We start from the raw sequence: 23,115 nt of genomic DNA on the forward strand, positions 1-23,115 counted from the left end.
CGCGGGGGAAAGCGTGGACCAAGTCTATCGAAGCGCGAGCGTCTCCCCGGTCCCGACGTCTCGATGTCGACCGACAGGCGATCCGAGCGGCGCGCGGGCCCGGTGGTTCCGCGAACGGGAAGGGGGCTCCCCCGACACGACCGACGAGAGGGGCCGTGAGCTTTGCGCTCACGGCCCCTCTCGTCGGTCGTATGGATCAGTTGGTGATGAGGAAGGTGCGGCTGCGGTAGGCGGTGATGACGGAGTCGGAGAGGCGGATGATGGGGCGGTCAACGGTGATGGGGGTGGGGGTATTAGCGTTCGCGCCCCAGGTGAGGACGGTGCCGTCGGTTTTCTGGGCGTAGACGTTGAGGGAGCTCGGGACGACGTGAGTGATGCCGGTGAGTCCGGAAATGGGGGTGGGTGTGGGGTTGCTGGTTGTGGTGCCGTTGAGGAGTTGGCCGTAGGAGTTCATTCCCCAGCCCCATACGGTGCCGTCGGTCTTGATGGCGAAGGTGACATTGGATTCCCAGAGGACCTGGTCGAGGCCAGCGTGGATGGATACGACGTCGGTGATGGCGGTGAGTTTGACGGGGGCGGGGCGGTCGGTGTTGGAGCCGTCGCCGATGGAGCCGTTCATTGACTGTCCCCAGGACCAGACGGTGCCGTCGGTCTTGACGAGGTATCCGCCTCGTGCGCGTCCCTTGACGTAGGTGACGTCTGTGCCGTTAGTCACCTGGGTGAGAGGAATGGGGGCACTCTCGGCGCCGACTCCGGCTTGGCCGCCGTTGCTGTTGGCGCCCAACGCCCAGAGGGTCTTGTCGTTCTTGAGGGCGAACAAGGTGCCGATGCCTGCGCTGATCTGGGTGATGCCGGTGAGGCCGGGGACCGGGGCTGGGGTGCTGCGGTCGATTGTCGTGCCGTCGCCCAGTTGGCCGAAGGCGTTGGCGCCCCAGGCCCAGACTGTTCCATCTTTGCGGAGGACGTAGAAGGTGAGGTTTCTCCAGCTGACGGTGATGGCGACGGCATCGGTGATGCCGGCGACCATCGAGAACGCGGCGTCGGGGTTCGTGCCGTAATAGCGGGACCAGACGGTTCCGTCTTGCAGCACGACGAGGTCGTTGAACACGCCCGACGCCGAACGCACCACCGGTGAGGGGAATATCCGCTGCGCCTGCACCGCACTGCCGTCGTTGTAGTCGTACATGTTCGCCCCCAACACCGTGGTGGTGTCAGTCGCGGCGTTGGCGCTGTCGCTTGCCGTGAGACGGACGGAAGTTCCGGGGGTGGTCCATGTGTCGGTGCTGAGGGTGGTGCCGAAAGTACCCGCGCTGGACGTCTGTCCCGAGGTGGCGGCGAGGATGCCGGGGGCGGTGGCACCCAGGGTGAGGGCGGATCCGGCGACGCCGGTCGTGCCGTCGGTGACGGTGGCCGTGACCGGGGCCGCGGTTCCCGCAGTGATGGTGGAGGCGATGTCGACGGCCAGCGTGGTGCCGCCGGTGATGAGTATGTCGCGGTCGTGGGCAGCGGTGAAGACGGAGTCGGAGAGGCGGGTGACGGGACGGTCGACGGTGAAGGGAGTGGGGGTGACGTCGCCGTACACCCCCCAGACGAGGAGGGTGCCGTCGGCTTTGCGGGCGTAGACCTTGCCGGAGCTCGGGACGATGTGAGTGATGTTGGTGAGTCCGGGGATGGGAGCGGGTGTGGGCCGGCTGGTGGTGGTGCCGTCGGCGAGTTGGCTGAAGGTGTTCATTCCCCAGCCCCAGACGGTGCCGTCGGCCTTGATGGCGAAGACCACGTTGGAGTTCCAGTTGAACGCCGCGAAGCCGGGGTGAACGGAGACGACGTCGGAGAGGGCGGGAAGTTTGACGGGGGCGGGGCGGTCGATGTTGGAGCCGTCGCCGATGGAGCCGTCCAGCGCTCCTCCCCACGACCACACCGTGCCGTCTGTCTTGACGAGATATCCGCCGGACTGGCGTCCGGCGACGTAGGCGACGTCGGTGCCGTTGGTCACCTGGGTGAGCGGGATGGGGGCGCTTTCGGCACCGACGCCGGCTTGGCCGCCGCCGTTGTTGAAGCCGAGCGCCCAAAGGGTCTTGTCATTCTTGAGCGCGAACAGGGTGCCGTTGGCGGCGGAGATCTGGGTGACGCCGGCGAGACCGGGAACGGGGGCGGGTGTGGCGCGGTTCTGAGTGGTGCCATCTCCCAACTGACCACCCTGATTGTCGCCCTGGGCCCAGACGGTTCCGTCGTTGCGGAGGACGTAGTAGGTTCCGACGCCGTTGAACGACACGGCAACGGAAGCGACGTCGGTGATGCCGGCGACCATCGAGAAAGCACCGCCGCCGCTCTGGGAATTGCGGGACCAGACGGTTCCGTCCTGCAGCACGACGAGGTCGGTGTTCAGGCCCGACGCCGAACGCACCACCGGCGACGGGAACACCCGCTGCGCCTGCTCTGCGATGTAGTAGTAGTCGTACATGTTCGCCCCCAACACGGTGAACGAGCCGGTGCCCGTGGCTGTGTTGGAAACGGCGCTCACCGTGATGAACTGGCCCGGATCGGCCCACGGCTTGCCGAGGTCGAACGCGGTGGTGTACCGCCCGGTGCCGTCGGTGACGCCGGACGCATTGCCGAACGTCGAACCGAACGGGCCGGTGAGGCTGATGGATTGCCCGACAGCGGGGGCACCGGTCTGCGTCGTGATAGTGGTCGTGAGCGAGGTGGGGCCCGCCGCAGGAACCACGCCCGTCGGCGAGCTGGACAGAACGAGCGTGTCCTGACCCGATCCGGCGGCGAACGCCGGCGTCTGCGCGACCAGGGCAATGGCCGGGACTGACCACACGCCCGCGGCGACGACCGCGCGTCGCGACGGGATGCCGGCGGATGAGAGAGTCGGGTTCGGAGGACTGGCGACGGGGGCGGGCGGGACAGCGGGTCCGGTCATGGCGATGGCCTCACTTCAGGGCGCGGGAACGCGACGAATATCTCCCCAGTGTTTTGGCTTGATCGCATGCACGACCGCGGCACCGCCCGTAGATTCACCTCCGTCAGAGGAAGGAATCACCTCCCTCTGACGTGGCCCTCGTCGCGGGGTGTCAGGCCGTGGGGTCGTCGCCGCGCGACAGGTCGTCCCACGAGTCGATCGCGTCGTGGGGGCGTCCGCTGTCGGCGCCCGCCTCGGCGGCGGTGCGGTACTTGCGGCTCGCGCCCGACGTCCAGCCGCGCGCGGTGACGAGGGTGAAGACGGCGGCCGCGGCCAGCACGACCTGTGCGAGCAGCGTCACCGCGGGCCACGGGGTGAGCGACAGGTTCGACACGAGTGCGGCCACGGCATCCGTTCCCGAGATGCCGGTGGCGTCGGTGACCGTGGCGGCGGTCGCCGAGACGGGCGTGGCCACGAGCATCTGAACCGTGCCGAGCCCGACGAGCGCGGCGATCGCGAGACCCAGGGCACCGAAGACGTAGCGCAGGACGGGGCCGACGATCGAGAGAGCCGCTCCCAACGCGAGGGCGGCGAGGCTCAGCGGGGTGAGCACCGGGAGCGCTTCGGCGCCGGGCACCGCGAGCGTCTGCTGCGCGCCGTCGTCGAGGGTGACATCGATCCACGTCTGCGTCGACGAGATGACGCCGATGGCTCCGGCCAGCAGCATCGCGAGCACCGACATCGATCGGGCGCGACGCATCACCGCTCCCCCACGACCGGCTGCAGGTCGTCGGCGTCGAAGCAGGTGTGGTCGCCCGTGTGGCACGCGGCGCCGATCTGGTCGACCTCGATGAGCAGGGTGTCGCCGTCGCAGTCGAGGCGCGCGCCCTTCACGAGCTGGATGTGGCCGGACGTGTCGCCCTTGCGCCAATACTCCTGACGCGAGCGAGACCAGAAGGTCACCCGGCCGGTGGTCAGCGTACGGCTGAGGGCCTCGGCATCCATCCATCCGACCATCAACACCTCGCGCGAGTCGAACTGCTGGATGACGGCGGCGACGAGACCGTCGGCGTCGTACTTCACGCGGTCGACGCTCACCGGCGCACCTCGATCCCCTCGGACGCCATCGCGTCTTTGACCTGACCCACGGTTAGCTGACCGGAGTGGAAGACGGATGCCGCGAGCACGGCGTCTGCGCCGGCCTGCACCGCCGGGGCGAAGTGCTCCAGTGCTCCCGCGCCGCCCGAGGCGATGACGGGCACGGCCGCCACCTGACGCATCAGGCGGACGAGTTCGAGGTCGAAGCCCTGCTTCGTGCCGTCGGCATCGATCGAGTTGACCAACAGCTCGCCGGCCCCGCGTTCGACGGCCTCACGCGCCCACTCGAGGGCGTCGAGAGTGGTCTCGGTGCGGCCGCCGTGCGTGGTCACCACGAAACCCGAGGGGGTGGATGCCGCCCGCTTGACGTCGAGCGAGAGCACGATCACCTGCGCGCCGAAGCGGTCGGCGATCTCGTCGATGAGGGCGGGGCGCGCGATCGCGGCGGAGTTCACACCGATCTTGTCGGCGCCGACCGACAGCAGTCGGGCGACATCGTCGGCCGAGCGCACTCCCCCGCCGACGGTGAGGGGGATGAACACCTGCTCGGCGGTGCGGCGGACGACGTCGTAGGTCGTCGAGCGCTCGTCGACCGTGGCGGTGACGTCGAGGAACGTGACCTCGTCGGCGCCCTGGTCGAAGTAGAGCTTGGCGAGCTCGACGGGGTCGCCCATGTCGCGCAGGTCGAGGAAGTTGACGCCCTTCACGACGCGGCCGCCCGCGACGTCGAGGCACGGGATGACGCGACGCGCAAGGGTCATCAGAGCCTCGCGGCGAGGATCTCGGTGACGAGGATCGCGCGAGCGCCGATCGCGTACAGCGCGTCCATGACCTGGTTCACGTCGCGGCGCGGGCTCATCACCCGCACGGCCACCCACTCGGGGTCGCGCAGCGGCGAGATCGTCGGCGACTCCAGGCCCGGGGCCACGGCGACGGCCTGCTCGACCAGTGCCGCCGGCAGGTCGTAGTCGATCAGCACGTACTTGCGGGCCGCGAGCACGCCGCGCAGGCGCCGCAGCAGCGTCTCGGTGCCGGGGGCCTCTTCGGGGCCGGCGATCAGCACGGCGTCGGACTGCAGCAGCACGGGCCCGAAGATCTCGAGCCCCGCCTGACGGAGCGTCGTGCCGGTGGAGACGACGTCGGCCACGGCATCCGCCACTCCGAGCTGCACGGCGGACTCGACCGCGCCGTCGAGCGGCACGATGTCGACGGCGACGCCGCGCTCGTCGAGGAACGCATCGACGAGGCCCGGGTAGGCGGTGGCGACGCGGAGCCCCTCGAGGTCGGCGATCTCGGTAAAACGTCCCGGGCGACCGGCGAAGCGGAACGTGGAACCGGCGAAGCCGAGCGACTCGACCTCGCGGGCGCCGGGCATGCGCGCATCGAGCAGCAGGTCGCGGCCGGTGATGCCGACGTCGAGCGCGCCGGAGCCGACGTAGGTCGCGATGTCACGGGGGCGGAGGTAGAAGAACTCGACCTCGTTGACCGGGTCGACGGTGTAGAGGTCCTTGGAATCGCGTCGTCCGGTGTACCCGGCCTCCGAGAGCATCTCGGCGGCGGTTTCGGCGAGCGACCCCTTGTTCGGCACGGCGATTCGCAGCATGACGGGGGCTTTCGTGTGGGGTGAGCTGTGGGAGGAGGAGCGGGGCTCAGAGATGTCGGTAGACGTCCTCGAGCGACAAGCCCTTGGCCAGCATGAGCGTCTGCAGGTGGTAGAGCAGCTGCGAGATCTCTTCGGCGGCGGCGGCGTCGGACTCGTACTCGGCGGCCATCCACACCTCGGCGGCCTCTTCGACGATCTTCTTGCCGATGGCGTGCACGCCCGCGTCGAGCTGAGCGACGGTGCCGGACCCCTCGGGTCGCTCGACGGCCTTGGCGCTGAGTTCCGCGAACAGGTCGTCGAAGGTCTTCACGGTTCCAGGGTATCGGGTCGGCGGGGGTGGGGATGCCCGCGGGGGTGCGCGGCGGGTGCGGCGGGGCGGCGGCGGGCGGCGGCGGTCCCGGCTGCGGGTGCGGCGGGGTGGGTGGCGCGCGCGGCGGGCGGGTCGGCGCTCGGCGGAGAGGCCGTCAGCGCCCATGCGGCCCCGGTGACGGCATCCGGGTGCCCCTATCACCTCGCATAAACGCTGATCCTGCGCGTAAACGGTGCGGCAGCGCGTTTATGCGCAGGAAGAGCGTTTATGCGTGAGGGCGACACGCGATGGGCCGAGACGCGGCGCCGGGCGTGGCGCGGGCGCGGCTCAGTGGTGGTGGCGGGCGGCGGAGGCGCGGAGGGACTGGATGGCGCGGTCGGGGTCGTCGGCGCCGAAGACGGCGGATCCGGCGACGAAGGTGTCGGCCCCGGCCTCGGCGGCCTGGGCGATCGTCGACTCGCCGATGCCGCCGTCGACCTGCAGCCAGACGGCCGAGCCGCGGCGCTTCGCCTCGTCGGCGAGCGAGCGGAGCTTGGGCATCGTCTCGGGCATGAACGACTGGCCCCCGAAACCCGGTTCGACGGTCATCACGAGGATCTGGTCGAACTCGTTCAGCACGTCGAACAGGTTCTCGACGGGGGTGCCGGGCTTGACCGCCACTCCGGCGCGCGCGCCCATCGCGCGCAACTGCCGGGCCAGGGCCACGGGTGACGCCGCGGCCTCGAGGTGGAAGGTGACCGACGCCGCACCCAGCTCGGCGTAGGCGGGAGCCCAGCGGTCGGGGTCGTCAATCATCAGGTGCACGTCGAGGGGCACCGGGCTCGTCTGCTGGATGCGGCCCACCATCTGCGGCCCGAACGTGAGGTTCGGCACGAAGTGGTTGTCCATCACGTCGACGTGCACGAAGTCGGCGCCCGCGATGCGTGCGAGCTCGGCCTCCATGTTCACGAAGTCGGCGGCGAGGATGCTCGGGTTGATGCGCGGGGCGTCGGTAGGCACTCGACCATTATGGGCGCGTCGGTCGGCGGACCCCGGTGCAAGGATGCGTGAGGTGCAACGATTTGTCGCCGCAGGCGGCGCGGGAGCGACAAATCGTGGCGACTCACGCGGTGGTGAGCGTCTCAGCGCTTGCGCAGGAGGGCGATCGACATGGCATCCGTGCCGTGGCGGTGGGGCCACAGCTGGGCGCGGAGCGAACCGTCGGCCTGGTCGGGCAGATCGATGGGCTCACCGACGATGTCGCGCACGACGGCGCGGGCATCGAGCTCCTCCACCGCATCGCCCAGGGCACGCTTGACCTCGGCCACGACGCCCGCGGTCTCGGCGAGATGCGGCGAGCACGTGACGTAGGCGACGACTCCCCCGGGCTTCAGCGCCTCGAAGGCCGCGAGCACGAGGTCCTGCTGCAGAGCGGTGAGGTCGGGAACGTCGCTCGGAGTCTTGCGCCACCGCGCCTCGGGACGGCGCCGCAACGCCCCGATCCCCGTGCACGGGGCATCGACGAGGATGCGGTCGTACTCCCCCGGCGTGCGGGTCGCGCGTTCGCGACCGTCTTCTTCGCTCACCTCGATGTCGAGGGGGACGGATGCCACGGCCTGGCGAACGAGCCCCGCGCGCGCCGGGGCGATCTCGTTGGCGTCGAGGTGCGCACCGTGGGCGAGAGCCTCGGCGCCCAGCAGCGCGGTCTTGCCGCCGGGACCCGCACACAGGTCGAGCCAGCGCTCTCCCTCGCGCACGGGGAATGCGCGGCTCAGGGCGAGGGCCGCGAGCTGGGATCCCTCGTCTTGCACGCGGATGCGGCCACCGGAAGAACGGATGAGCGCCTCGGGGTCTCCGCCGCGCGTGAGGAACGCCGTCGGGGCGTACGGCGTGGGGGTGGCGTCGTCGGGAACCTCGGCGAGGCCGGGGAGGGCGACCATCGCGACCCGCGGGGCGACGTTGTCGGCGGCGAGCAGTGCGTCGAGCTCGTCGGCCCGGCCCTCGGCGGTCAGGGCGCGGCGGAGCGCCCGCACGATCCACACCGGGTGTGAGGTCGTCAGCCCGAGGCGCTCGTCGTCGCTGCGGGCGTCGGCGGCGATGCGGTCCATCCACTGGCCGGGGGTGTCGCGCGAGACTCGACGCAGCACCGCGTTCGCGAAGCCCGCGGCGCCCTTGCCGCCGCCGTGGCGACGCGCCAGCTCGACGGACTCGTTGACCGCGGCGTGCGAGGCCACGCGGGTCGACAGCAACTGGTGCACGCCGAGCCGCAGGGCGTCGAGCACCGCCGGGTCGATGCGGTCGATCGTGCGGTCGGCGGCGGCGGCGATGATCGCGTCGTACGTGCCGCGACGGCGCAGGGTGCCGTACGTGAGCTCGGTGGCCAGACCGGCGTCTTTCGCGTCGAGTTTCGCCCGCACGATCGCGTGCGGGAGCAGCAGGTTGGCGTAGGCCTCGTCATCCGAGACCGCACGCAGGACGTCGTACGCGACCGAGCGCGCTCCCTGCACGATCATGCGCCCAGCACCGGGTCGCTCGTACGCAGACCACGGAACCAGTCCCCCGCGTCCATGGCGCCCTTACCGGCGGGTTGCACGTTCTCGAGGCGCAGGGGCGTCGTGCCGGTGCCGACGATGACGTCTCTTCCGGATGCCGCGACCCTCCCGGGCGGCAGCGGCGGTGCATCGGCGGGGGTCGCCCGCAGCACCTTGAACCGGGCGCCGTCGAGCGTGGTGTGGGCGCCGGGCTCGGGCGTGACCCCGGCGATCTGGTGCAGGAGGGCGTCGGCGTCGCGGGTGAGATCGAGCGCACCGTCGGCGAGCACGAGTTTGGGCGCGACGGTCGCTTCGCCCGCCTGCGGGGTGGCGACGGCCGTTCCGGCGGCGATGTCGTCGACCACGCGGGCCAGCAGGGGCGAGCCGAGCTCGGCGAGGGCGTCGAGCACCTCGGACGACGTCGCACCGGAGGGAACGGCGTAGCGCTCCTCGGCGAACACGTCGCCCGCGTCGAGAGCGGCGACCAGCTGGAAGACGCTGGCCCCGGTCACCGCGTCGCCCGCGATGAGCGCCCGCTGCACGGGGGCGGCGCCGCGCCAGCGCGGCAGCAGGGAGAAGTGCAGGTTGATCCACCCGTGCGCGGGCGTCGACAGCAGCGGTTCGCGCACGAGTCCGCCGTAGGCGACGATCACGCCGAGCTGCGGCTCGAGCGCGGCGATGCGGGCGGTGACGTCGGCGTCGAGGCGGTCGGCCTTGATCACCGGCAGGCCCAGCTCGTCGGCGGCCTGCGCCACCGGCGAGGGCGTGAGGACGCGCTTGCGGCCCCAGGGTGCATCGCTGCGCGTGACGACGGCGGCGATCTCGTGCGGACCGGATGCCAGGGCGCGGAGCGAGGGGACGGCGACGGCGGGGGTGCCGGCGAAGACGAGGCGCATGGTTCTCCTCAGACGGTTCGAAGCGGGCTGTGCGGAGCGGGTGGTCGGGATCGCCGTACGCTCACAGGTCGGGCTCGGGGATGTCGAGACGAACTCTGAGCGTACTGCGCGGCTGGGGACCGCGATTCTTCCGCGACTTGCGCGCGCGCAGGGCGTCGGCGATCACTCCGGCCCGCAGGGCCTCGGCCACCGCGCGTCCCTGTGCGTAGTCGAAGCGCACCAGCGCCCGGGAGGTGGCGACGTCGGGGGTCTCGGAGGTGTCGACCGGGCCCAGGACGGCCAGCGGGTCGAGCTCGGGCACCGTCTCGCGCAGCGACGCCAGCAGCGCATCGACGCTGCGGGTGTGCCCGTCGACGCTGGCCACCCGCACGGCGGGCGGCATGCGCAGCGGTGCACGGTCGATGAGCTCGCCGCGCGCGTAGGCCGGCTGAGTCCAGGTCGCCAGCGCCCGGGCGACGGGTCCGGCGACCCCGACCAGATGCACCGGAGCGCCCGGGGCGGCGAGGGCGGCGGCGTTCGACCACCAGCGCAGGCAGCTCTCGGCGATGCGCAGGGCCTCGCTCTGCAGCATGCGGTCACCGTCGAGCAAGATGACGGCGCGGTAGCCCTTACGTGCCAGGGGCTCGGCCCCTCGAGTGGCGATGATCAGGGCGGGCTGGTCGTCGACCTCGGCCACCGGATGCGCACCGTCGGCGACGATCACCCGCGTGTTCGGGAACGCTCGACCGAGCTCGTCGGCGGTGCGTTCGCTGCCCGACGACGCCATGCGCAGCTTGGCCGACCCGCAGTGCCCGCACGTCCAGGCGTGGGCACTGCGCCCGCACCAGGAGCACACCGGCGTCGCCCCCGGCCGCGCGGCACGCAAGGGCCCCGCGCAGTGCGCGCAGCGGGCCGGGCGACGGCAGTCGGCGCAGACGAGCGACGGCGCGTACCCGGGACGCGCGACCTGCACGAGCACGGGACCGCTCTTCAGCGCCTCACGGGCCGCCGCGAACGCCGACGACGGGACGCGCGACATGCGCTGCTCGCCCTCGCGGGTGGCGCTGAGCACGATGCGCGGGCTGGGGCGACGGGTCTGCACGATCTCACGGACGTACCCCACCTCGACCAGGCGCTGCACGTCGGTGGTCCGGGTGTGCCCGGCGAACAGCAGGGCGGAACCCTCGAGCTCCTGCCGCACCAGGGCGGCGTCGCGCGCGTGCACACCCGGGGCCAGCGGCTCGGCGAGCAGGGAGTCACCGTCGTCCCAGATGGCCACGAGACCCGTGTCGTGCGCCGGGGCGTACACACCCGATCGACGACCCACCACGATGCACGGCACCGGGGCGAGGGCACGCAGATACTGCGCGTAGCGGGCGGGGCCGGACTGATCGGAATCGTCGCGCACGATGGCATCCGGGGTCACCAGCTCGGCCAGTGCCGCCAGCAGCTGCGCCTGATCGCGGTAGTCGGGAACGACGAGCACGGCGCTGCGTCCCCGCGCCAACGTGTGCACGGCGGCGGCGGCCAGAAGATCGGCCCACGCGCCGCGCGGCAGGTCGGCACTCGGATGCGGAGGGGCATCGACGGCGATGCGCTCGCCGCCGTCGATCGCCGGGGCGAGGTCGGCGTAGGGGGCGAGCAGCTCATGGGCGCGCTCGAGGGCGGCGGGAACGACCTCGGGCGGTTCGGGGGCGGGGGCGGCCGCCCAGGCCTTCTCGGCGCGCACCATGCGCTTGGGGACGGCCAGGCGCAGCACGTCGCTCACCGATCCCGCCGCGCGGTCGGCGACCCGCCGCGCGAGCGTGTACAGCCGCTCGGGCAGCACCGGCATCGGCGAGACGACCGTCTCGATCGACGACAGGGGGCGCTCGCTGCCGTCATCGGCCACGACCTCGACGACGAAGGCGTCCATCATGCGACCGGCCGAGCGCAACGGCACCTTCACCCGTACTCCCGGCGCGACGTCGCCGACAAGGGGGTGCGGCACGGCGTAGTCGAACAGGCGATCGAGCTGCGGCACGGGCGACTCGAGCTGCACGCGCGCCACGCGACGCTCGCTCACGAGCCATCTCCGCGGGCGTGATCGTGCGCGGTGCCGAGGCCCGCAACGCCGACGCCCGCGGGGCAGAGGCCCGCGGCGCCGACGCGCGTGCTGCCGAGACCTGCAGCGCTGACGCCCGGGGCGCCGACCATGCTGGCGCCCGCCTCGCCGACTCGCGCGCCGCCAAGACCCGCGACACCGATGCCCGCAACCCCGAGACGCGCAACGCCGACGGAGCCGCGTGGCCCGCGGCCGTGCTGCACGCTCAGATCCCGGAGGCGGCGCGCAGCTCGTCGACGCGGTCGGTGCGCTCCCAGGTGAAGTCGGGCAGTTCGCGGCCGAAGTGGCCGTAGGTCGCGGTCTGCGCGTAGATCGGGCGCAGCAGATCGAGCTGGTCGACGATGGCCTTGGGGCGCAGGTCGAACACCTCGCGGATCGCGCGCACGATCACGTCGTCGGCCACGTGCGCCGTTCCGAACGACTCCACGTACAACCCGACGGGGTTGGCCTTGCCGATGGCGTAGGCCACCTGCACCTCGAGGCGGTCGGCGAGGCCCGCGGCGACGGCGTTCTTCGCCACCCACCGCATGGCGTAGGCGGCCGAGCGGTCGACCTTCGACGGGTCTTTTCCGCTGAAAGCGCCGCCGCCGTGACGGGAGGCCCCGCCGTAGGTGTCGATGATGATCTTGCGACCGGTGAGACCGGCATCGCCCTTGGGTCCGCCGATGACGAACGGGCCGGCCGGGTTGATGTAGTACTTGACGTCGGGCAGCTCGAGACCCGTCTCGGCCAACACGGGGTCGATGACAGTGGCCTGGACCTCGGCGCGCAGATCTTCTTGCGAGATGTCGGGGCGGTGCTGCGTCGACAGCACGACGGAGTCGACGGTGCGCGGAACCAGGCCCTCGTAGCCGAGCGTGACCTGCGTCTTGCCGTCGGGGCGCAGGAACGGGAGCGTGCCGTCTTTGCGGACGGATGCCAGGCGCTCGGCGATGCGATGGGCGGTCCAGATCGCAATCGGCATGAGCTGCGGGGTCTCGTTCGTGGCGAAGCCGAACATGATGCCCTGGTCGCCCGCGCCCTGCAGGTCGCGGGGATCGACCGAGCCTCGCTCGCGCTGCTCGAACGCCTTGTTGACGCCCGCGGCGATGTCGGACGACTGTGCGCCGATCGAGATCGAGACGCCGCACGATTCGCCGTCGAAGCCGGTGTCGCTGGAGGTGTAGCCGATGCGGTTGACCACGTCGCGCACGATCGCCGGGATCTCGACGTAGGCGCTGGTCGACACCTCGCCGGCGACGTGTACGAGACCGGTCGTGACGAGGGTCTCGACGGCGACGCGACCGGTGGGGTCGTCGGTGAGGATGGCGTCGAGGATGCTGTCGGAGATCTGGTCGCAGATCTTGTCGGGGTGTCCTTCGGTGACGGACTCGGACGTGAACAGGCGCAGGTCGGTCAAGGCGACTCCGGGAGGGTAGCGAGGTGGGGACGGGCACAAGTATGCCCCGGGCGGCGCACGGCCGTCCGGGGCATCGTCACATCTGTGAACAGTTCACGTGTGAGCGGGTCTCGCCGGGAGATTACTCCGCAGCGCGCAGACGCAGCTTGTCTTCGTGGATCTCGTGCAGCGCGATCGTCAGCGGCTTGTCTTCGACGGTCGAGTCGACGAGCGGCCCGACGTTGTCGAAGAGGTTGCCCTCGTGCAGGTCGGAGTAGTAGTCGTTGATCTGACGCGCACGCTTGGACGCGTAGATGACCAGCTGGTACTTCGAGTCGACCTTGTCGAGCAGTGCGTCGATGGGCGGGTCGATGATGCCCTTGTCACGTCCGGCCATGGGGAACCTCCTGGTTCGGCGGGATGGGGTGGATGCGGCGCCGGAAGCGCCGAAGCATCCTCGTATTCTAGCCGACGCGGGCTCGGACTGTGCCGAGGGCCCGCCGCGGCGTGTGCCGCGGCGCCCGGCGGGGCAGCCACGGCAGTGTCGGCCACGCCGAAGGCGCGACATCGGGGCGTGTTCGGTGCACCGGGGCGCACCGTGTCCGCCCCGTTGCACCATTCGCGCCCCGAACCGGCCCGTGCGCCGAGCCGGCCCGCGCCCCCAACCGGCCCGCGCCCCGAGCCGGCCCGCGCCCCGAGCCGACCCGCGCGCCGAGCCAACCCGAGCCCGGCCGAACCACGCCGCAACGGGTCGGCGACGCGTCAGTGCTGCGCGGCGGCCAGGGCGACGACGTCGGCGGCGGCCGACGCGACGTCTTCGTTCACGACGCGGTAGTCGAACTCGTTCTGGGCCGCGAGTTCCACGCGGGCGGTGCGCAGGCGTCGGGCGCGCTCTTCGGCGTCTTCGGTTCCGCGTCCGACCAGGCGCTGGACGAGTTCGTCCCAGCTGGGCGGGAGCAGGAAGACCAGGGTCGCCGAGGGATCGGCCGCCCGCACCTGGCGCGCGCCCTGCAGGTCGATCTCGAGCAGGGCGGTGCCGCCGTCGGCGAGCACCCGCTCGATGGGCTCGCGGGGCGTGCCGTACCGGTTCTTGTTGTGCACGACCGCCCACTCCAGCAGCGCACCGGTGGCGACCAGACGGTCGAACTCGGCGTCGTCGACGAAGTAGTAGTGCTCGCCCTCGACCTCGCCGGGACGGGGCGCGCGCGTCGTCGCCGAGACCGAGAGGTGGATCTCGGGGTAGTGCTCCTTGATGTGCGCCGCCACCGTTCCCTTGCCGACCGCGGTGGGACCGGCCAGCACGATGAGGCGGCTGCGTCCGTCACGCGGCCCGGGCTCGGGCCACCGGCCGTCGAGGAAGGCGCGCAATGCGTCGCGCTGACGGGTGCCGAGGCCCCCCAGGCGCTTGACCGGCGAGATGCCGAGCGAGGCGAGGATGCGGTCGCGCTTGCTCTCGCCGATCGCGGGGATCGCGGTGAGGAACTCGGTGACGCGCATGGCCCCGGCCGCGGACAGCGGGTCGGCGAGTCCCCGCCGCAGAAGCTCCTGCGGCGAGATCACGCGCGTCGACACGTCGCGCTTGAGCGCGGCGCGCTCGCGACGCGCCTCGACGGCGCGGCGCGAGGCGGCGGCGCGGTCGACCTCGGGCGGGCGACGGGTCTCAGCCATGCAGGGTCTCCCGGTAGAGCGCGGCGCGCTGGTCGATGCGGGCGGCCAGACGATCGGGTCCGACCGCGAGAATGCTCCGGCTCTCGTTGGCCACGACCGCCTTCGCGACGTAGCCGAAGAGGCGGCCCAGGTCGGCGGGCTCGGCACCCTGCGCGCCGAAGCCGGGAGCGAGGATCGGCATGCCCGCCAGCGCGACGTCGCCGAGGCCGAAGGCGGCGCGGTCGACCGTGGCGCCCACGACCACGCCGATCGGGCCCAGGGCTCCGGGCGCTCCGAGGTTGGCCTCGTTGATATCGTGCGCGACGCGCGCGGCGACGTGCTCGTGGTCGCCGACGGCGAGGGCGTCGTCGACGATCGCGCTCTGCACGGCCCGTGCCTCGGGGTTGCTCGTCGCGGTGAGGACGAAGGCGCCCTTGCGGTGATGCACCGCCAAGGAGAGCGTGGCGCGCAGCGAATCGGCGCCCAGGTACGGCGTCAGGGTCACGGCGTCGGCTTCGAGCGGCGAGCCGGGCTCGAGCCAGGCGTGGGCGTAGCCCTCCATCGTCGTGCCGATGTCGCCGCGCTTGGCGTCGGCGATCACCAGCAGACCCGCCGCGCGGGCCTCGGCCATCACGTCTTCGAGCGCGGCGAAGCCCTTCGAGCCGTACCGCTCGAAGAACGCCACCTGCGGCTTGACCACCCCGACCCGGCCGACGGCGGCCTCGACCACCCGCAGACCGAACTCCCGGGCGCCCTGGGCCGTGGCATCCAGCCCCCACGCCGACAGGAGTGCGGCGTGGGGGTCGATGCCGACGCACAGGGCGCCGTGGGTGTCGAGGGCGGCGCTGAGCCGCTGGCCGAACGTTTCGCTCACAGACGCCCCGCGCGATCGATGGCGTACTCCTGCAGGCTCCGCACCTCGAAGCCGTCCTTCATGGCGCCGAGGGCGCTCACGGCGGCACCCAGGACGGCCATCGTGGTGAACAGTGCCTTGTCGGCGGCCACGGCCGCGGCGCGGATCTCGTACCCGTCGGCGCGGGCCGTGCCGCCGCTGGGCGTGTTGACGATCATGTCGATCTCGCCCGCGTTGATGAGGTCGACGACGTTCTGCTGACCCGACCCCTGCGTCTCGGAGTACTTCTCGACGACCTGCACCTTGATGCCGTTGCGGGCCAGGATCTCGGCCGTGCCCTCGGTGGCCATCAGTTCGAAGCCGAGCTCCTGCAGACGGTGGGCCGGCAGGATGACGGCGCGCTTGTCGGCGTCGGCGACCGAGATGAACACGGTGCCCGAGGTGGGCATGCCGCCGTACGCGGCCTCCTGCGACTTCGCGAACGCCGTCGGGAAGTCGCGGTCGATGCCCATGACCTCACCGGTCGAGCGCATCTCGGGTCCGAGCACCGAGTCGACGGTGTGACCGTCGGCGGTGCGGAACCGCTTGAACGGCAGCACGGCCTCTTTCACGGCGACGGGTGCGTCGAGCGGAACGCGGGAACCGTCGCCCTCGGGCAGCAGCCCCTCGGCGATGAGCTCGGCGATGGTGTCGCCGACCATGATGCGGCTGGCGGCCTTCGCGAGCGGGATGCCGAGGGCCTTCGACACGAACGGCACGGTGCGGCTGGCGCGGGGGTTGGCCTCGATGACGTAGAGGACCCCTGCCGAGATCGCGAACTGCACGTTGAGCAGACCCCGCACGCCGACGCCCTTCGCGATCGCGAGGGTGGCGTCGCGCACGCGGTCGACCTCCGTGCGGCCGAGCGAGACGGGCGGAAGGGTGCACGAGGAGTCACCGGAGTGGATGCCGGCTTCTTCGAGGTGCTCCATGACGCCGCCGATGTACAGGTCGGTGCCGTCGTACAGGGCGTCGACGTCGAGCTCGATCGCGTCGTCGAGGAAGCGGTCGACCAGCAGCGGCAGGCCGGGTCCGATGATCGCCTGGTCGGCGACGCGCACGAAGTAGTCGCGCAGGGCGTCGGTCGAGTAGACGATCTCCATGCCGCGGCCGCCGAGCACGAAGCTCGGGCGCACGAGCACGGGGTAGCCGATCTCCTCGGCGATCGCCACGGCGCCGTCGACGTCGATCGCGGTGCCGCTGCGGGGGGCCACGAGACCCGCCTCGTCGAGCAGACGCGAGAACAGCTCGCGCTCCTCGGCGAGGTCGATCGCCTCGGGGCTGGTGCCGAGGATCGTGTAGCCGGCGGCCTCGATGCCCTTCGCCAGGCCCAGCGGCGTCTGGCCGCCCAGCTGGCAGACGACACCGAGGATCGTGCCCGACTGCGCCTCGGCGTGCAGCACCTCGAGCACGTCCTCGAGCGTCAGCGGCTCGAAGTACAGGCGGTCGCTGGTGTCGTAGTCGGTCGAGACGGTCTCGGGGTTGCAGTTGACCATGACGGTCTCGTACCCGGCATCCGACAGCGCGAACGACGCGTGCACGCACGAGTAGTCGAACTCGACGCCCTGGCCGATGCGGTTCGGGCCCGAGCCGATGATGACGACCTTCGTGCGGTCCGAGGGCGTGACCTCGGTCTCGACGTCGTAGCTGGAGTAGTGGTACGGCGTGAGCGCCGGGAACTCCCCCGCGCAGGTGTCGACCGTCTTGTAGACCGGGCGCACGTCGAGGGAGTACCGGATGCCGCGCACCTCGGCCTCGTCGAGACCGCGGATCTGGGCGATCTGCACGTCGCTGAAGCCGTGGTCCTTCGCGAGACGGAGGGTGTCGGCGTCGAGGGTCTCGGCCTGCGCGATGAAGCCGGCGACCTCGTTGATGAGCACGATCTGGTCGATGAACCACGGGTCGATCGCCGTCGCGTCGAACGCCTGCTGGGCGGTCGCGCCCAGGCGCAGCGCCTGCTGCAGCACGACGATGCGGCCGTCGGTCGGCTTCTTCGACACCTCGAGCAGCTCGTCGACCGAACGCGACTCCTCGCCCCAGTGGAAGCTGGATCCGCGCTTCTCGAGCGAGCGGAGCGCCTTCTGCAGGGCGGTCGTGTAGTTGCGGCCGATCGCCATGGCCTCGCCGACCGACTTCATGGTCGTGGTCAGCGTGGTGTCGGCGGCGGGGAACTTCTCGAAGTTGAACCGCGGCACCTTGACCACGACGTAGTCGAGCGTGGGCTCGAAGCTCGCCGGGGTCACCTTGGTGATGTCGTTGGGAATCTCGTCGAGCCGGTAGCCGATCGCGAGCTTGGCGGCGATCTTGGCGATCGGGAAGCCCGTGGCCTTGGATGCCAGGGCCGAGGAGCGCGAGACGCGCGGGTTCATCTCGATGACGATGATGCGGCCGGTCGCGGGGTCGACCGCGAACTGGATGTTGCAGCCGCCGGTGTCGACGCCCACGGCGCGGATGATGTCGATGCCGATGTCGCGGAGCTTCTGGTACTCGCGGTCGGTGAGCGTCAGCGCCGGGGCCACGGTGATCGAGTCCCCCGTGTGCACGCCGACCGGGTCGACGTTCTCGATCGAGCAGACGACCACCGTGTTGTCGGCGGTGTCGCGCATGAGCTCGAGTTCGTACTCCTTCCACCCGAGGATCGACTCCTCGAGCAGCACCTCGCTGGTGGGCGAGTCGTGCAGGCCCGCGCCGCCGATGCGGCGGAGGTCGTTCTCGTCGTAGGCGAAGCCCGAGCCGAGGCCGCCCATGGTGAAGCTGGGTCGGACCACCAGCGGGTACCCGAGCTTCTCGGCGCCGGCGATCAGCTCGTCCATCGAGTGGCAGATGACGGATGCCGCGACATCGGCGCCCGCCTCGAGCACGAGCTCCTTGAAGATCTGACGGTCCTCGCCCTTGTTGATCGCCTCGAAGTCGGCGCCGATGAGCTCGACGTCGTACTTCTCGAGGATGCCGAGCTTGTGCAGCGCGATCGCCGCGTTCAGCGCCGTCTGTCCACCGAGGGTGGGGAGGATGGCATCCGGCTTCTCTTTGGCGATGATCGTCTCGATCACCTCGGGGGTGATCGGCTCGATGTAGGTCGCGTCGGCGAAGTCGGGGTCGGTCATGATCGTCGCCGGGTTGGAGTTGACGAGGATGACGCGCACCCCCTCTTCGCGGAGCACGCGGCACGCCTGGGTGCCGGAGTAGTCGAACTCGCAGGCCTGACCGATGACGATCGGGCCGGAGCCGATGACGAGGACGGAGTGGATGTCGTCGCGCTTAGGCATTCTTCTTCTCCTGGGTGGCGATAACCATGTCGCGGAAGCGGTCGAACAGGTAGTTGGCGTCGTGCGGGCCGGCGGCGGCCTCGGGGTGGTACTGCACGCTGAACGCGGGGATGTCGAGGGCGCGGAGGCCCTCGACCACGTTGTCGTTGAGACCGATGTGGCTCACCTCGACGCGGCCGAAGCCGGCGGGGCTGTCGACCACGGCGTCCAGCGGAGCGTCGACCGCGAAGCCGTGGTTCTGCGAGGTGATCTCGACGCGCCCGGTGGTCTTGTCGAGCACGGGCTGGTTGATGCCGCGGTGGCCGAAGGGCAGCTTGTAGGTGCCGAAGCCCAGGGCGCGCCCCAGCAGCTGGTTGCCGAAGCAGATGCCGAAGAACGGCAGTCCGTCGCCGAGGACGGCGCGCAGCAGCTCGACGTGCTGATCCGAGGCCGCGGGGTCGCCGGGGCCGTTGGAGTAGAACGCGGCGACCGGCTCGATCGCGCGGATCTCGTCGATGGTCGCGGACTGCGGGAAGACGTGCACGTCGAAGCCGCGGGCGGCGAGGTTGTCGATCGTCGAGGTCTTCACGCCCAGGTCGAGCACGGCGAGGTTGCCGATGCGCTCCGCGGTGGCGGCGGTCACCTCGACCTCGGTGACGGACACCTCGGCGCTCAGGTTGCGCCCGGCCATGCCGGGAGCCTCGCGGACGCGGCGCAGCTGCTCGTCGGCGTCGAGGTTCGCGAGCTCGCCCGAGAAGACGCCGCCGCGCATGCTGCCCGAGGAGCGGATGCGACGGGTGACGGCGCGGGTGTCGATGCCCGAGATGCCGACGATGCCGTCTTCGACGAGCGCGTCGTCGAGCGAGCGGTCGGCCCGCCAGTTCGACACCATGCGCGAGGGGTCGCGCACGACGTAGCCGGCGACCCAGATGCGGCGCGATTCGGGGTCTTCGTCGTTCACCCCGGTGTTGCCGATGTGCGGGGCGGTCTGCAGCACGATCTGGCCCGCGTAAGAGGGGTCGGTGATCGTCTCCTGGTAGCCGGTCATGCCGGTGGCGAAGACGACCTCGCCGAGGGTCTCGCCGCGCTGGCCGTAGGCGCGGCCGGTGTAGCGGGTGCCGTCTTCGAGGACCAGGACGGCGGGGTCTCGCGAGATGAGTGAGGAAAGGGTCACGGCGGTCATGCGTCGCTTCCTGTCGTGAGGATGAGGGGACGGATGGCGTCGGCGAGGGCTTTCGCCGAGGCATCCTGGGGTCGGAGGTAGGTGTCGACGACGGTGTCGTCGTCGATGCGCCAGCTGATGCGCGTCAGGCCGTCGCGCTCGACCACGCGGTCGATGGCGACGGTGGCCTGAGCGGCATCCACCAGGCGGTCGCGGGTGAGCGCGATGCGGGGCTGGCCGGGCAGGTCGAGGGCGACACCGAGGGTCGTGACCGTGATGTCGACGCGGGAGCGGAAACCGAGACCCTTGATGGCGAGGCGCTCAAGCGGCTCGTCATGACGGGTCGTGGCGACGTAGAGCCCCGGGAACATCGCCGTTTCGACGGCGTTCTCGGGCAGCTCCCCCACCGGGGCCGTGTAGCGCGCATCGCGCCGCGTTCGTCGCACCCAGGCCCAGGCCAGCAGGGCCAGCAGCACGACGGCGACGCCGGCCATGACCAGCAGGGCGCCTTCGCGGCTCACGCGAGCACCCCGGGAGCGTCGAGCAGGGCGCCGTCGACGACCGTGGGGATGCCACGACGCACGGTCCAGCGCACCTCGCCCGGCAGCTCGCGGCCGAGGTACGGCGAGTTCTTGCTGCGGCCGCGCAGGTCGCCCACCCCGAAGGGGCGCGAGGGGCGCGGGTCGTACAGCGTGAACGACGCGGCCTGTCCCGCGGTCAGGGGGGTGCCGTGCCCGTCGAGACGGCCGATGCGCGCGGGGGCGGCCGACATGACCCGGGCGACGTCGGCCCAGTCGAGCAGGCCCGTGTCGACCATGGCCAGCTGCACGACGCGCAGCGCGCTCTCGAGGCCGACCATGCCGTTCGCCGCGGCGGCCCACTCACAGGCCTTCGCCTCGGCGGGGTGCGGGGCGTGGTCGGTGGCGACGATGTCGATCGTGCCGTCGGCCAGACCCTCGCGCACGGCCAGGACGTCTTCTTCGCGGCGCAGCGGCGGGTTGACCTTGAACCGCGCGTCGTAGTCGCGCACGAGTTCGTCGGTCAGCAGCAGGTGGTGCGGGGTGACCTCGGCGGTCACGTTCACGCCGCGCTTCTTGGCCCAGCGGATGATGTCGACCGAGCCCGCGGTGCTGAGGTGGCAGACGTGCAGGCGCGAGCCCACATGTTCGGCCAGCAGCACGTCGCGGGCGATGATCGACTCTTCGGCGACGGCCGGCCAGCCGGTCAGGCCCAGTTCGGCCGAGACGGCGCCCTCGTTCATCTGCGCGCCCTCGGTGAGCCGCGGGTCTTGCGCGTGCTGGGCGACGACGCCGTCGAACGCCTTCACGTACTCGAGCGCGCGGCGCATGATGAGCGGGTCGAACACGCAGAAGCCGTCGTCGCTGAAGACGCGGACGCGCGCGCGGGAGTCGGCCATCGCGCCGAGCTCGGCGAGCCGCTCGCCCTTCTGGCCGACCGTGACCGCACCGATGGGCTGCACGTGCACGTACCCGGCCGCCTCGCCGAGCGCGAGCTCCTGCTCGACGACTCCGGCGGTGTCGGCGGTGGGCGAAGTGTTGGGCATGGCGAAGACGGTGGTGAATCCGCCGGCCGCGGCGGCTCGCGATCCGGTGAGGACGGTCTCGGATGCCTCGAACCCGGGCTCGCGCAGGTGCACGTGCAGGTCGACCAGGCCGGGGAGGGCGATCAGCCCGTCGGCGTCGACGACGGTGGCACCCGCGTGCGACAGACCCGAGCCGGTCTCGACGATGACCCCGTCGCGCACGAGGAGATCGGTGGCATCCGTTCCCTCGACGCGCGCGCCGCGGACCAGAAGCGTCTGGGAGGGGGCGTGGCTCATCGAAGGTCCTCTTTCTCGGTGTCGGGCCGCTCGCCCGCCAGCAGCAGGTACAGCACGGCCATTCGCACGGAGACGCCGTTCGTGACCTGCTCGAGCACCGTCGAGCGAGGGGAATCGGCGGCTTCGGCGGAGATCTCCAGACCCCGGTTCATGGGGCCGGGGTGCAGAACGATGCTACCGCCCGGCAGGGCCTCCAAACGCCGCGCGTCGAGACCGTAGCGCCGTGAATACTCCCGTTCAGTCGGGAAATACGCGGCGTTCATGCGTTCGAGCTGGATGCGGAGCATCATGAGCGCGTCGGGCTCTTGCGCGATGGCGTGGTCGAGGTCGTAGTCGATCTCGACCGGCCAGCCGCGCACGTCCTGGGGAACGAGCGTGGGGGGTGCGACGAGGGTCACGTGCGCGCCGAGGGTGTGCAGCAGCCAGACGTTCGACCGCGCCACCCGCGAGTGCAGCACGTCGCCGACGATCGTGACCCTGATGCCGGCCAGGTCGCGCCCGCGGCTGTCATCGCCGAACAGACGCTTGCGGATCGTGAACGCGTCGAGCAGCGCCTGGGTGGGGTGCTCGTGCGTGCCGTCGCCGGCGTTCACGACCCCGGCGGTGATCCATCCGCTGGTCGCCAGCGTCCGCGGGGCGCCGGACGCGCCGTGGCGGATCACCACGGCATCCGCCCCCATCGCCTGGAGCGTCTGGGCGGTGTCCTGCAGCGACTCGCCCTTGCTGACGCTGGAGCCCTTCGCCGAGAAGTTGATGACGTCGGCGCTCAGGCGCTTCGCCGCCGCCTCGAACGAGATGCGGGTGCGCGTGGAGTCCTCGAAGAAGAGGTTGACCACGGTCTTGCCCCGCAGGGTGGGGAGCTTCTTGTTCTCGCGGCGTTGGGTGTCGGCCATGTCCTCGGCGACGTCGAGGATCGACAGGGCTGCGGTGCGCGAGAGGTGCTGGGTGTCGAGGAGGTGCCTCATGATCCGATCGTCACCTCTTCGACGCCGTCGATCTCGGCGAGGCGCACGTTGACGCGTTCGTCACGGGCGCTGGGGAGGTTCTTGCCCACGAAGTCGGGGCGGATCGGCAGCTCGCGGTGCCCCCGGTCGATGAGGGTCGCGAGGCGCACGGCCGCGGGGCGGCCGATGTCCTGCAGCGCGTCGAGCGCGGCGCGGATGCTGCGGCCCGAGAACAGCACGTCGTCGATCAGCACGACGACCCGGCCGTCGATGCCGCCGGCGGGGATCTCGGTCTTGCGCGGCGCCCGGGTGGGGTTGCGGTGCAGATCGTCGCGGTACATCGTCACGTCGAGCGAGCCGACCGGGACCGGCGCTCCCCCGAACTCGCTGACGAGCGGCCCGATGCGGTTCGCGAGCGTGACACCGCGGGTCGGGATGCCGAGGAGGACGAGTCCCTCCGGTCCTTTGTTGGACTCCAGGATCTCGTGCGAGATGCGCGTCAAAGCGCGGGCGATGTCGGCATCGTGCATAACGGTGCGCGTACTCATCCGTCGCTCCCTTCTCCGCCTCACGGGACGGGGTTAAAGGTTGCTGTGGTTCGT

General features: G+C 71.1%; 20 protein-coding genes. All 20 read right to left on the reverse strand.

Annotated features, from left to right (window positions below; translation table 11 throughout):
* Positions 1-196: 196 nt before the first annotated feature.
* Positions 197-2,926: an RCC1 domain-containing protein gene (locus tag IFU40_RS05225; RefSeq protein WP_191925637.1), complete on the reverse strand. Its 2,730-nt coding sequence runs from the start codon at positions 2,924-2,926 to the stop codon at positions 197-199.
* A 151-nt stretch (positions 2,927-3,077) separates the two neighbouring features.
* Complete coding sequence (locus IFU40_RS05230) at positions 3,078-3,665, reverse strand: Trp biosynthesis-associated membrane protein (protein WP_191925638.1); 588 nt, start codon at positions 3,663-3,665, stop codon at positions 3,078-3,080.
* Positions 3,665-4,003: a phosphoribosyl-AMP cyclohydrolase gene (hisI, locus tag IFU40_RS05235; protein ID WP_055837432.1), complete on the reverse strand. Its 339-nt coding sequence runs from the start codon at positions 4,001-4,003 to the stop codon at positions 3,665-3,667. Before hisI ends, IFU40_RS05230 begins: the two co-directional genes overlap by 1 nt.
* Positions 4,000-4,764 carry an imidazole glycerol phosphate synthase subunit HisF gene (gene hisF / locus IFU40_RS05240; RefSeq protein WP_055940204.1) on the reverse strand — a complete coding sequence of 255 codons (765 nt, stop codon included), beginning with the start codon at positions 4,762-4,764 and terminating at the stop codon, positions 4,000-4,002. The genes hisI and hisF overlap by 4 nt, the downstream gene beginning before the upstream one ends.
* Entirely contained in the window at positions 4,764-5,606 is an 843-nt protein-coding gene (hisG, locus tag IFU40_RS05245; protein ID WP_191925639.1) for an ATP phosphoribosyltransferase, read from the reverse strand. Before hisG ends, hisF begins: the two co-directional genes overlap by 1 nt.
* A 46-nt stretch (positions 5,607-5,652) precedes the next feature.
* The gene (locus IFU40_RS05250) at positions 5,653-5,916 is read right to left on the reverse strand and encodes a phosphoribosyl-ATP diphosphatase (protein WP_055837422.1); all 264 of its coding nucleotides are present in this window, start codon (positions 5,914-5,916) and stop codon (positions 5,653-5,655) included.
* A gap of 327 nt (positions 5,917-6,243) precedes the next feature.
* Entirely contained in the window at positions 6,244-6,915 is a 672-nt protein-coding gene (rpe, locus tag IFU40_RS05255) for a ribulose-phosphate 3-epimerase (protein WP_082509713.1), read from the reverse strand.
* 122 nt (positions 6,916-7,037) lie between these two features.
* Positions 7,038-8,408 carry an RsmB/NOP family class I SAM-dependent RNA methyltransferase gene (locus IFU40_RS05260; protein WP_191925640.1) on the reverse strand — a complete coding sequence of 457 codons (1,371 nt, stop codon included), beginning with the start codon at positions 8,406-8,408 and terminating at the stop codon, positions 7,038-7,040.
* Positions 8,405-9,322 carry a methionyl-tRNA formyltransferase gene (gene fmt, locus IFU40_RS05265; protein ID WP_191925641.1) on the reverse strand — a complete coding sequence of 306 codons (918 nt, stop codon included), beginning with the start codon at positions 9,320-9,322 and terminating at the stop codon, positions 8,405-8,407. The genes IFU40_RS05260 and fmt overlap by 4 nt, the downstream gene beginning before the upstream one ends.
* A gap of 61 nt (positions 9,323-9,383) precedes the next feature.
* Positions 9,384-11,366 carry a primosomal protein N' family DNA-binding protein gene (locus tag IFU40_RS05270; RefSeq protein ID WP_191925642.1) on the reverse strand — a complete coding sequence of 661 codons (1,983 nt, stop codon included), beginning with the start codon at positions 11,364-11,366 and terminating at the stop codon, positions 9,384-9,386.
* A 244-nt stretch (positions 11,367-11,610) separates the two neighbouring features.
* Positions 11,611-12,804, reverse strand: coding sequence for a methionine adenosyltransferase (gene metK / locus IFU40_RS05275; RefSeq protein WP_191925643.1), 1,194 nt, complete (start codon positions 12,802-12,804; stop codon positions 11,611-11,613).
* A 121-nt stretch (positions 12,805-12,925) separates the two neighbouring features.
* Positions 12,926-13,180: a DNA-directed RNA polymerase subunit omega gene (rpoZ, locus tag IFU40_RS05280; protein ID WP_055837405.1), complete on the reverse strand. Its 255-nt coding sequence runs from the start codon at positions 13,178-13,180 to the stop codon at positions 12,926-12,928.
* 365 nt (positions 13,181-13,545) lie between these two features.
* Positions 13,546-14,451 (reverse strand): guanylate kinase, encoded by a 906-nt coding sequence (gmk, locus tag IFU40_RS05285; protein WP_055940218.1) that lies wholly within the window; start codon positions 14,449-14,451, stop codon positions 13,546-13,548.
* A complete protein-coding gene (gene pyrF / locus IFU40_RS05290; RefSeq protein WP_055940220.1) occupies positions 14,444-15,304 on the reverse strand; it encodes an orotidine-5'-phosphate decarboxylase in 861 nt (286 codons plus the stop codon). Before pyrF ends, gmk begins: the two co-directional genes overlap by 8 nt.
* On the reverse strand, positions 15,301-18,588 hold the full coding sequence (gene carB / locus IFU40_RS05295; RefSeq protein ID WP_191925644.1) for a carbamoyl-phosphate synthase large subunit: 3,288 nt from the start codon (positions 18,586-18,588) through the stop codon (positions 15,301-15,303). Before carB ends, pyrF begins: the two co-directional genes overlap by 4 nt.
* Positions 18,581-19,750: a glutamine-hydrolyzing carbamoyl-phosphate synthase small subunit gene (gene carA, locus IFU40_RS05300; RefSeq protein WP_055837389.1), complete on the reverse strand. Its 1,170-nt coding sequence runs from the start codon at positions 19,748-19,750 to the stop codon at positions 18,581-18,583. The genes carB and carA overlap by 8 nt, the downstream gene beginning before the upstream one ends.
* Positions 19,747-20,250, reverse strand: a complete 504-nt coding sequence (locus tag IFU40_RS05305) for a PH-like domain-containing protein (RefSeq protein ID WP_055837386.1) — start codon at positions 20,248-20,250, stop codon at positions 19,747-19,749. Before IFU40_RS05305 ends, carA begins: the two co-directional genes overlap by 4 nt.
* Positions 20,247-21,569, reverse strand: a complete 1,323-nt coding sequence (locus tag IFU40_RS05310; protein WP_191925645.1) for a dihydroorotase — start codon at positions 21,567-21,569, stop codon at positions 20,247-20,249. The genes IFU40_RS05305 and IFU40_RS05310 overlap by 4 nt, the downstream gene beginning before the upstream one ends.
* The gene (locus tag IFU40_RS05315; protein ID WP_055940225.1) at positions 21,566-22,534 is read right to left on the reverse strand and encodes an aspartate carbamoyltransferase catalytic subunit; all 969 of its coding nucleotides are present in this window, start codon (positions 22,532-22,534) and stop codon (positions 21,566-21,568) included. Before IFU40_RS05315 ends, IFU40_RS05310 begins: the two co-directional genes overlap by 4 nt.
* Positions 22,531-23,061, reverse strand: a complete 531-nt coding sequence (gene pyrR, locus IFU40_RS05320; RefSeq protein WP_191925646.1) for a bifunctional pyr operon transcriptional regulator/uracil phosphoribosyltransferase PyrR — start codon at positions 23,059-23,061, stop codon at positions 22,531-22,533. The genes IFU40_RS05315 and pyrR overlap by 4 nt, the downstream gene beginning before the upstream one ends.
* Positions 23,062-23,115 lie beyond the last annotated feature (54 nt).

Origin of the sequence: Microbacterium sp. CFBP 13617 (assembly GCF_014839445.1) — a bacterium.
GTDB lineage: Bacteria > Actinomycetota > Actinomycetes > Actinomycetales > Microbacteriaceae > Microbacterium.

What these genes read in the sequence shown, in the direction of transcription:
- IFU40_RS05225 (WP_191925637.1), bottom strand. Translation starts at nt 2,926, where the DNA reads ATGACCGGACCCGCTGTCCCGCCCGCCCCCGTCGCCAGTCCTCCGAAC.
- IFU40_RS05230 (WP_191925638.1), bottom strand. Translation starts at nt 3,665, where the DNA reads ATGCGTCGCGCCCGATCGATGTCGGTGCTCGCGATGCTGCTGGCCGGA.
- hisF (WP_055940204.1), bottom strand. Translation starts at nt 4,764, where the DNA reads ATGACCCTTGCGCGTCGCGTCATCCCGTGCCTCGACGTCGCGGGCGGC.
- hisG (WP_191925639.1), bottom strand. Translation starts at nt 5,606, where the DNA reads ATGCTGCGAATCGCCGTGCCGAACAAGGGGTCGCTCGCCGAAACCGCC.
- IFU40_RS05260 (WP_191925640.1), bottom strand. Translation starts at nt 8,408, where the DNA reads ATGATCGTGCAGGGAGCGCGCTCGGTCGCGTACGACGTCCTGCGTGCG.
- fmt (WP_191925641.1), bottom strand. Translation starts at nt 9,322, where the DNA reads ATGCGCCTCGTCTTCGCCGGCACCCCCGCCGTCGCCGTCCCCTCGCTC.
- rpoZ (WP_055837405.1), bottom strand. Translation starts at nt 13,180, where the DNA reads ATGGCCGGACGTGACAAGGGCATCATCGACCCGCCCATCGACGCACTG.
- gmk (WP_055940218.1), bottom strand. Translation starts at nt 14,451, where the DNA reads ATGGCTGAGACCCGTCGCCCGCCCGAGGTCGACCGCGCCGCCGCCTCG.
- carB (WP_191925644.1), bottom strand. Translation starts at nt 18,588, where the DNA reads ATGCCTAAGCGCGACGACATCCACTCCGTCCTCGTCATCGGCTCCGGC.
- carA (WP_055837389.1), bottom strand. Translation starts at nt 19,750, where the DNA reads ATGACCGCCGTGACCCTTTCCTCACTCATCTCGCGAGACCCCGCCGTC.
- IFU40_RS05310 (WP_191925645.1), bottom strand. Translation starts at nt 21,569, where the DNA reads ATGAGCCACGCCCCCTCCCAGACGCTTCTGGTCCGCGGCGCGCGCGTC.
- IFU40_RS05315 (WP_055940225.1), bottom strand. Translation starts at nt 22,534, where the DNA reads ATGAGGCACCTCCTCGACACCCAGCACCTCTCGCGCACCGCAGCCCTG.
- pyrR (WP_191925646.1), bottom strand. Translation starts at nt 23,061, where the DNA reads ATGAGTACGCGCACCGTTATGCACGATGCCGACATCGCCCGCGCTTTG.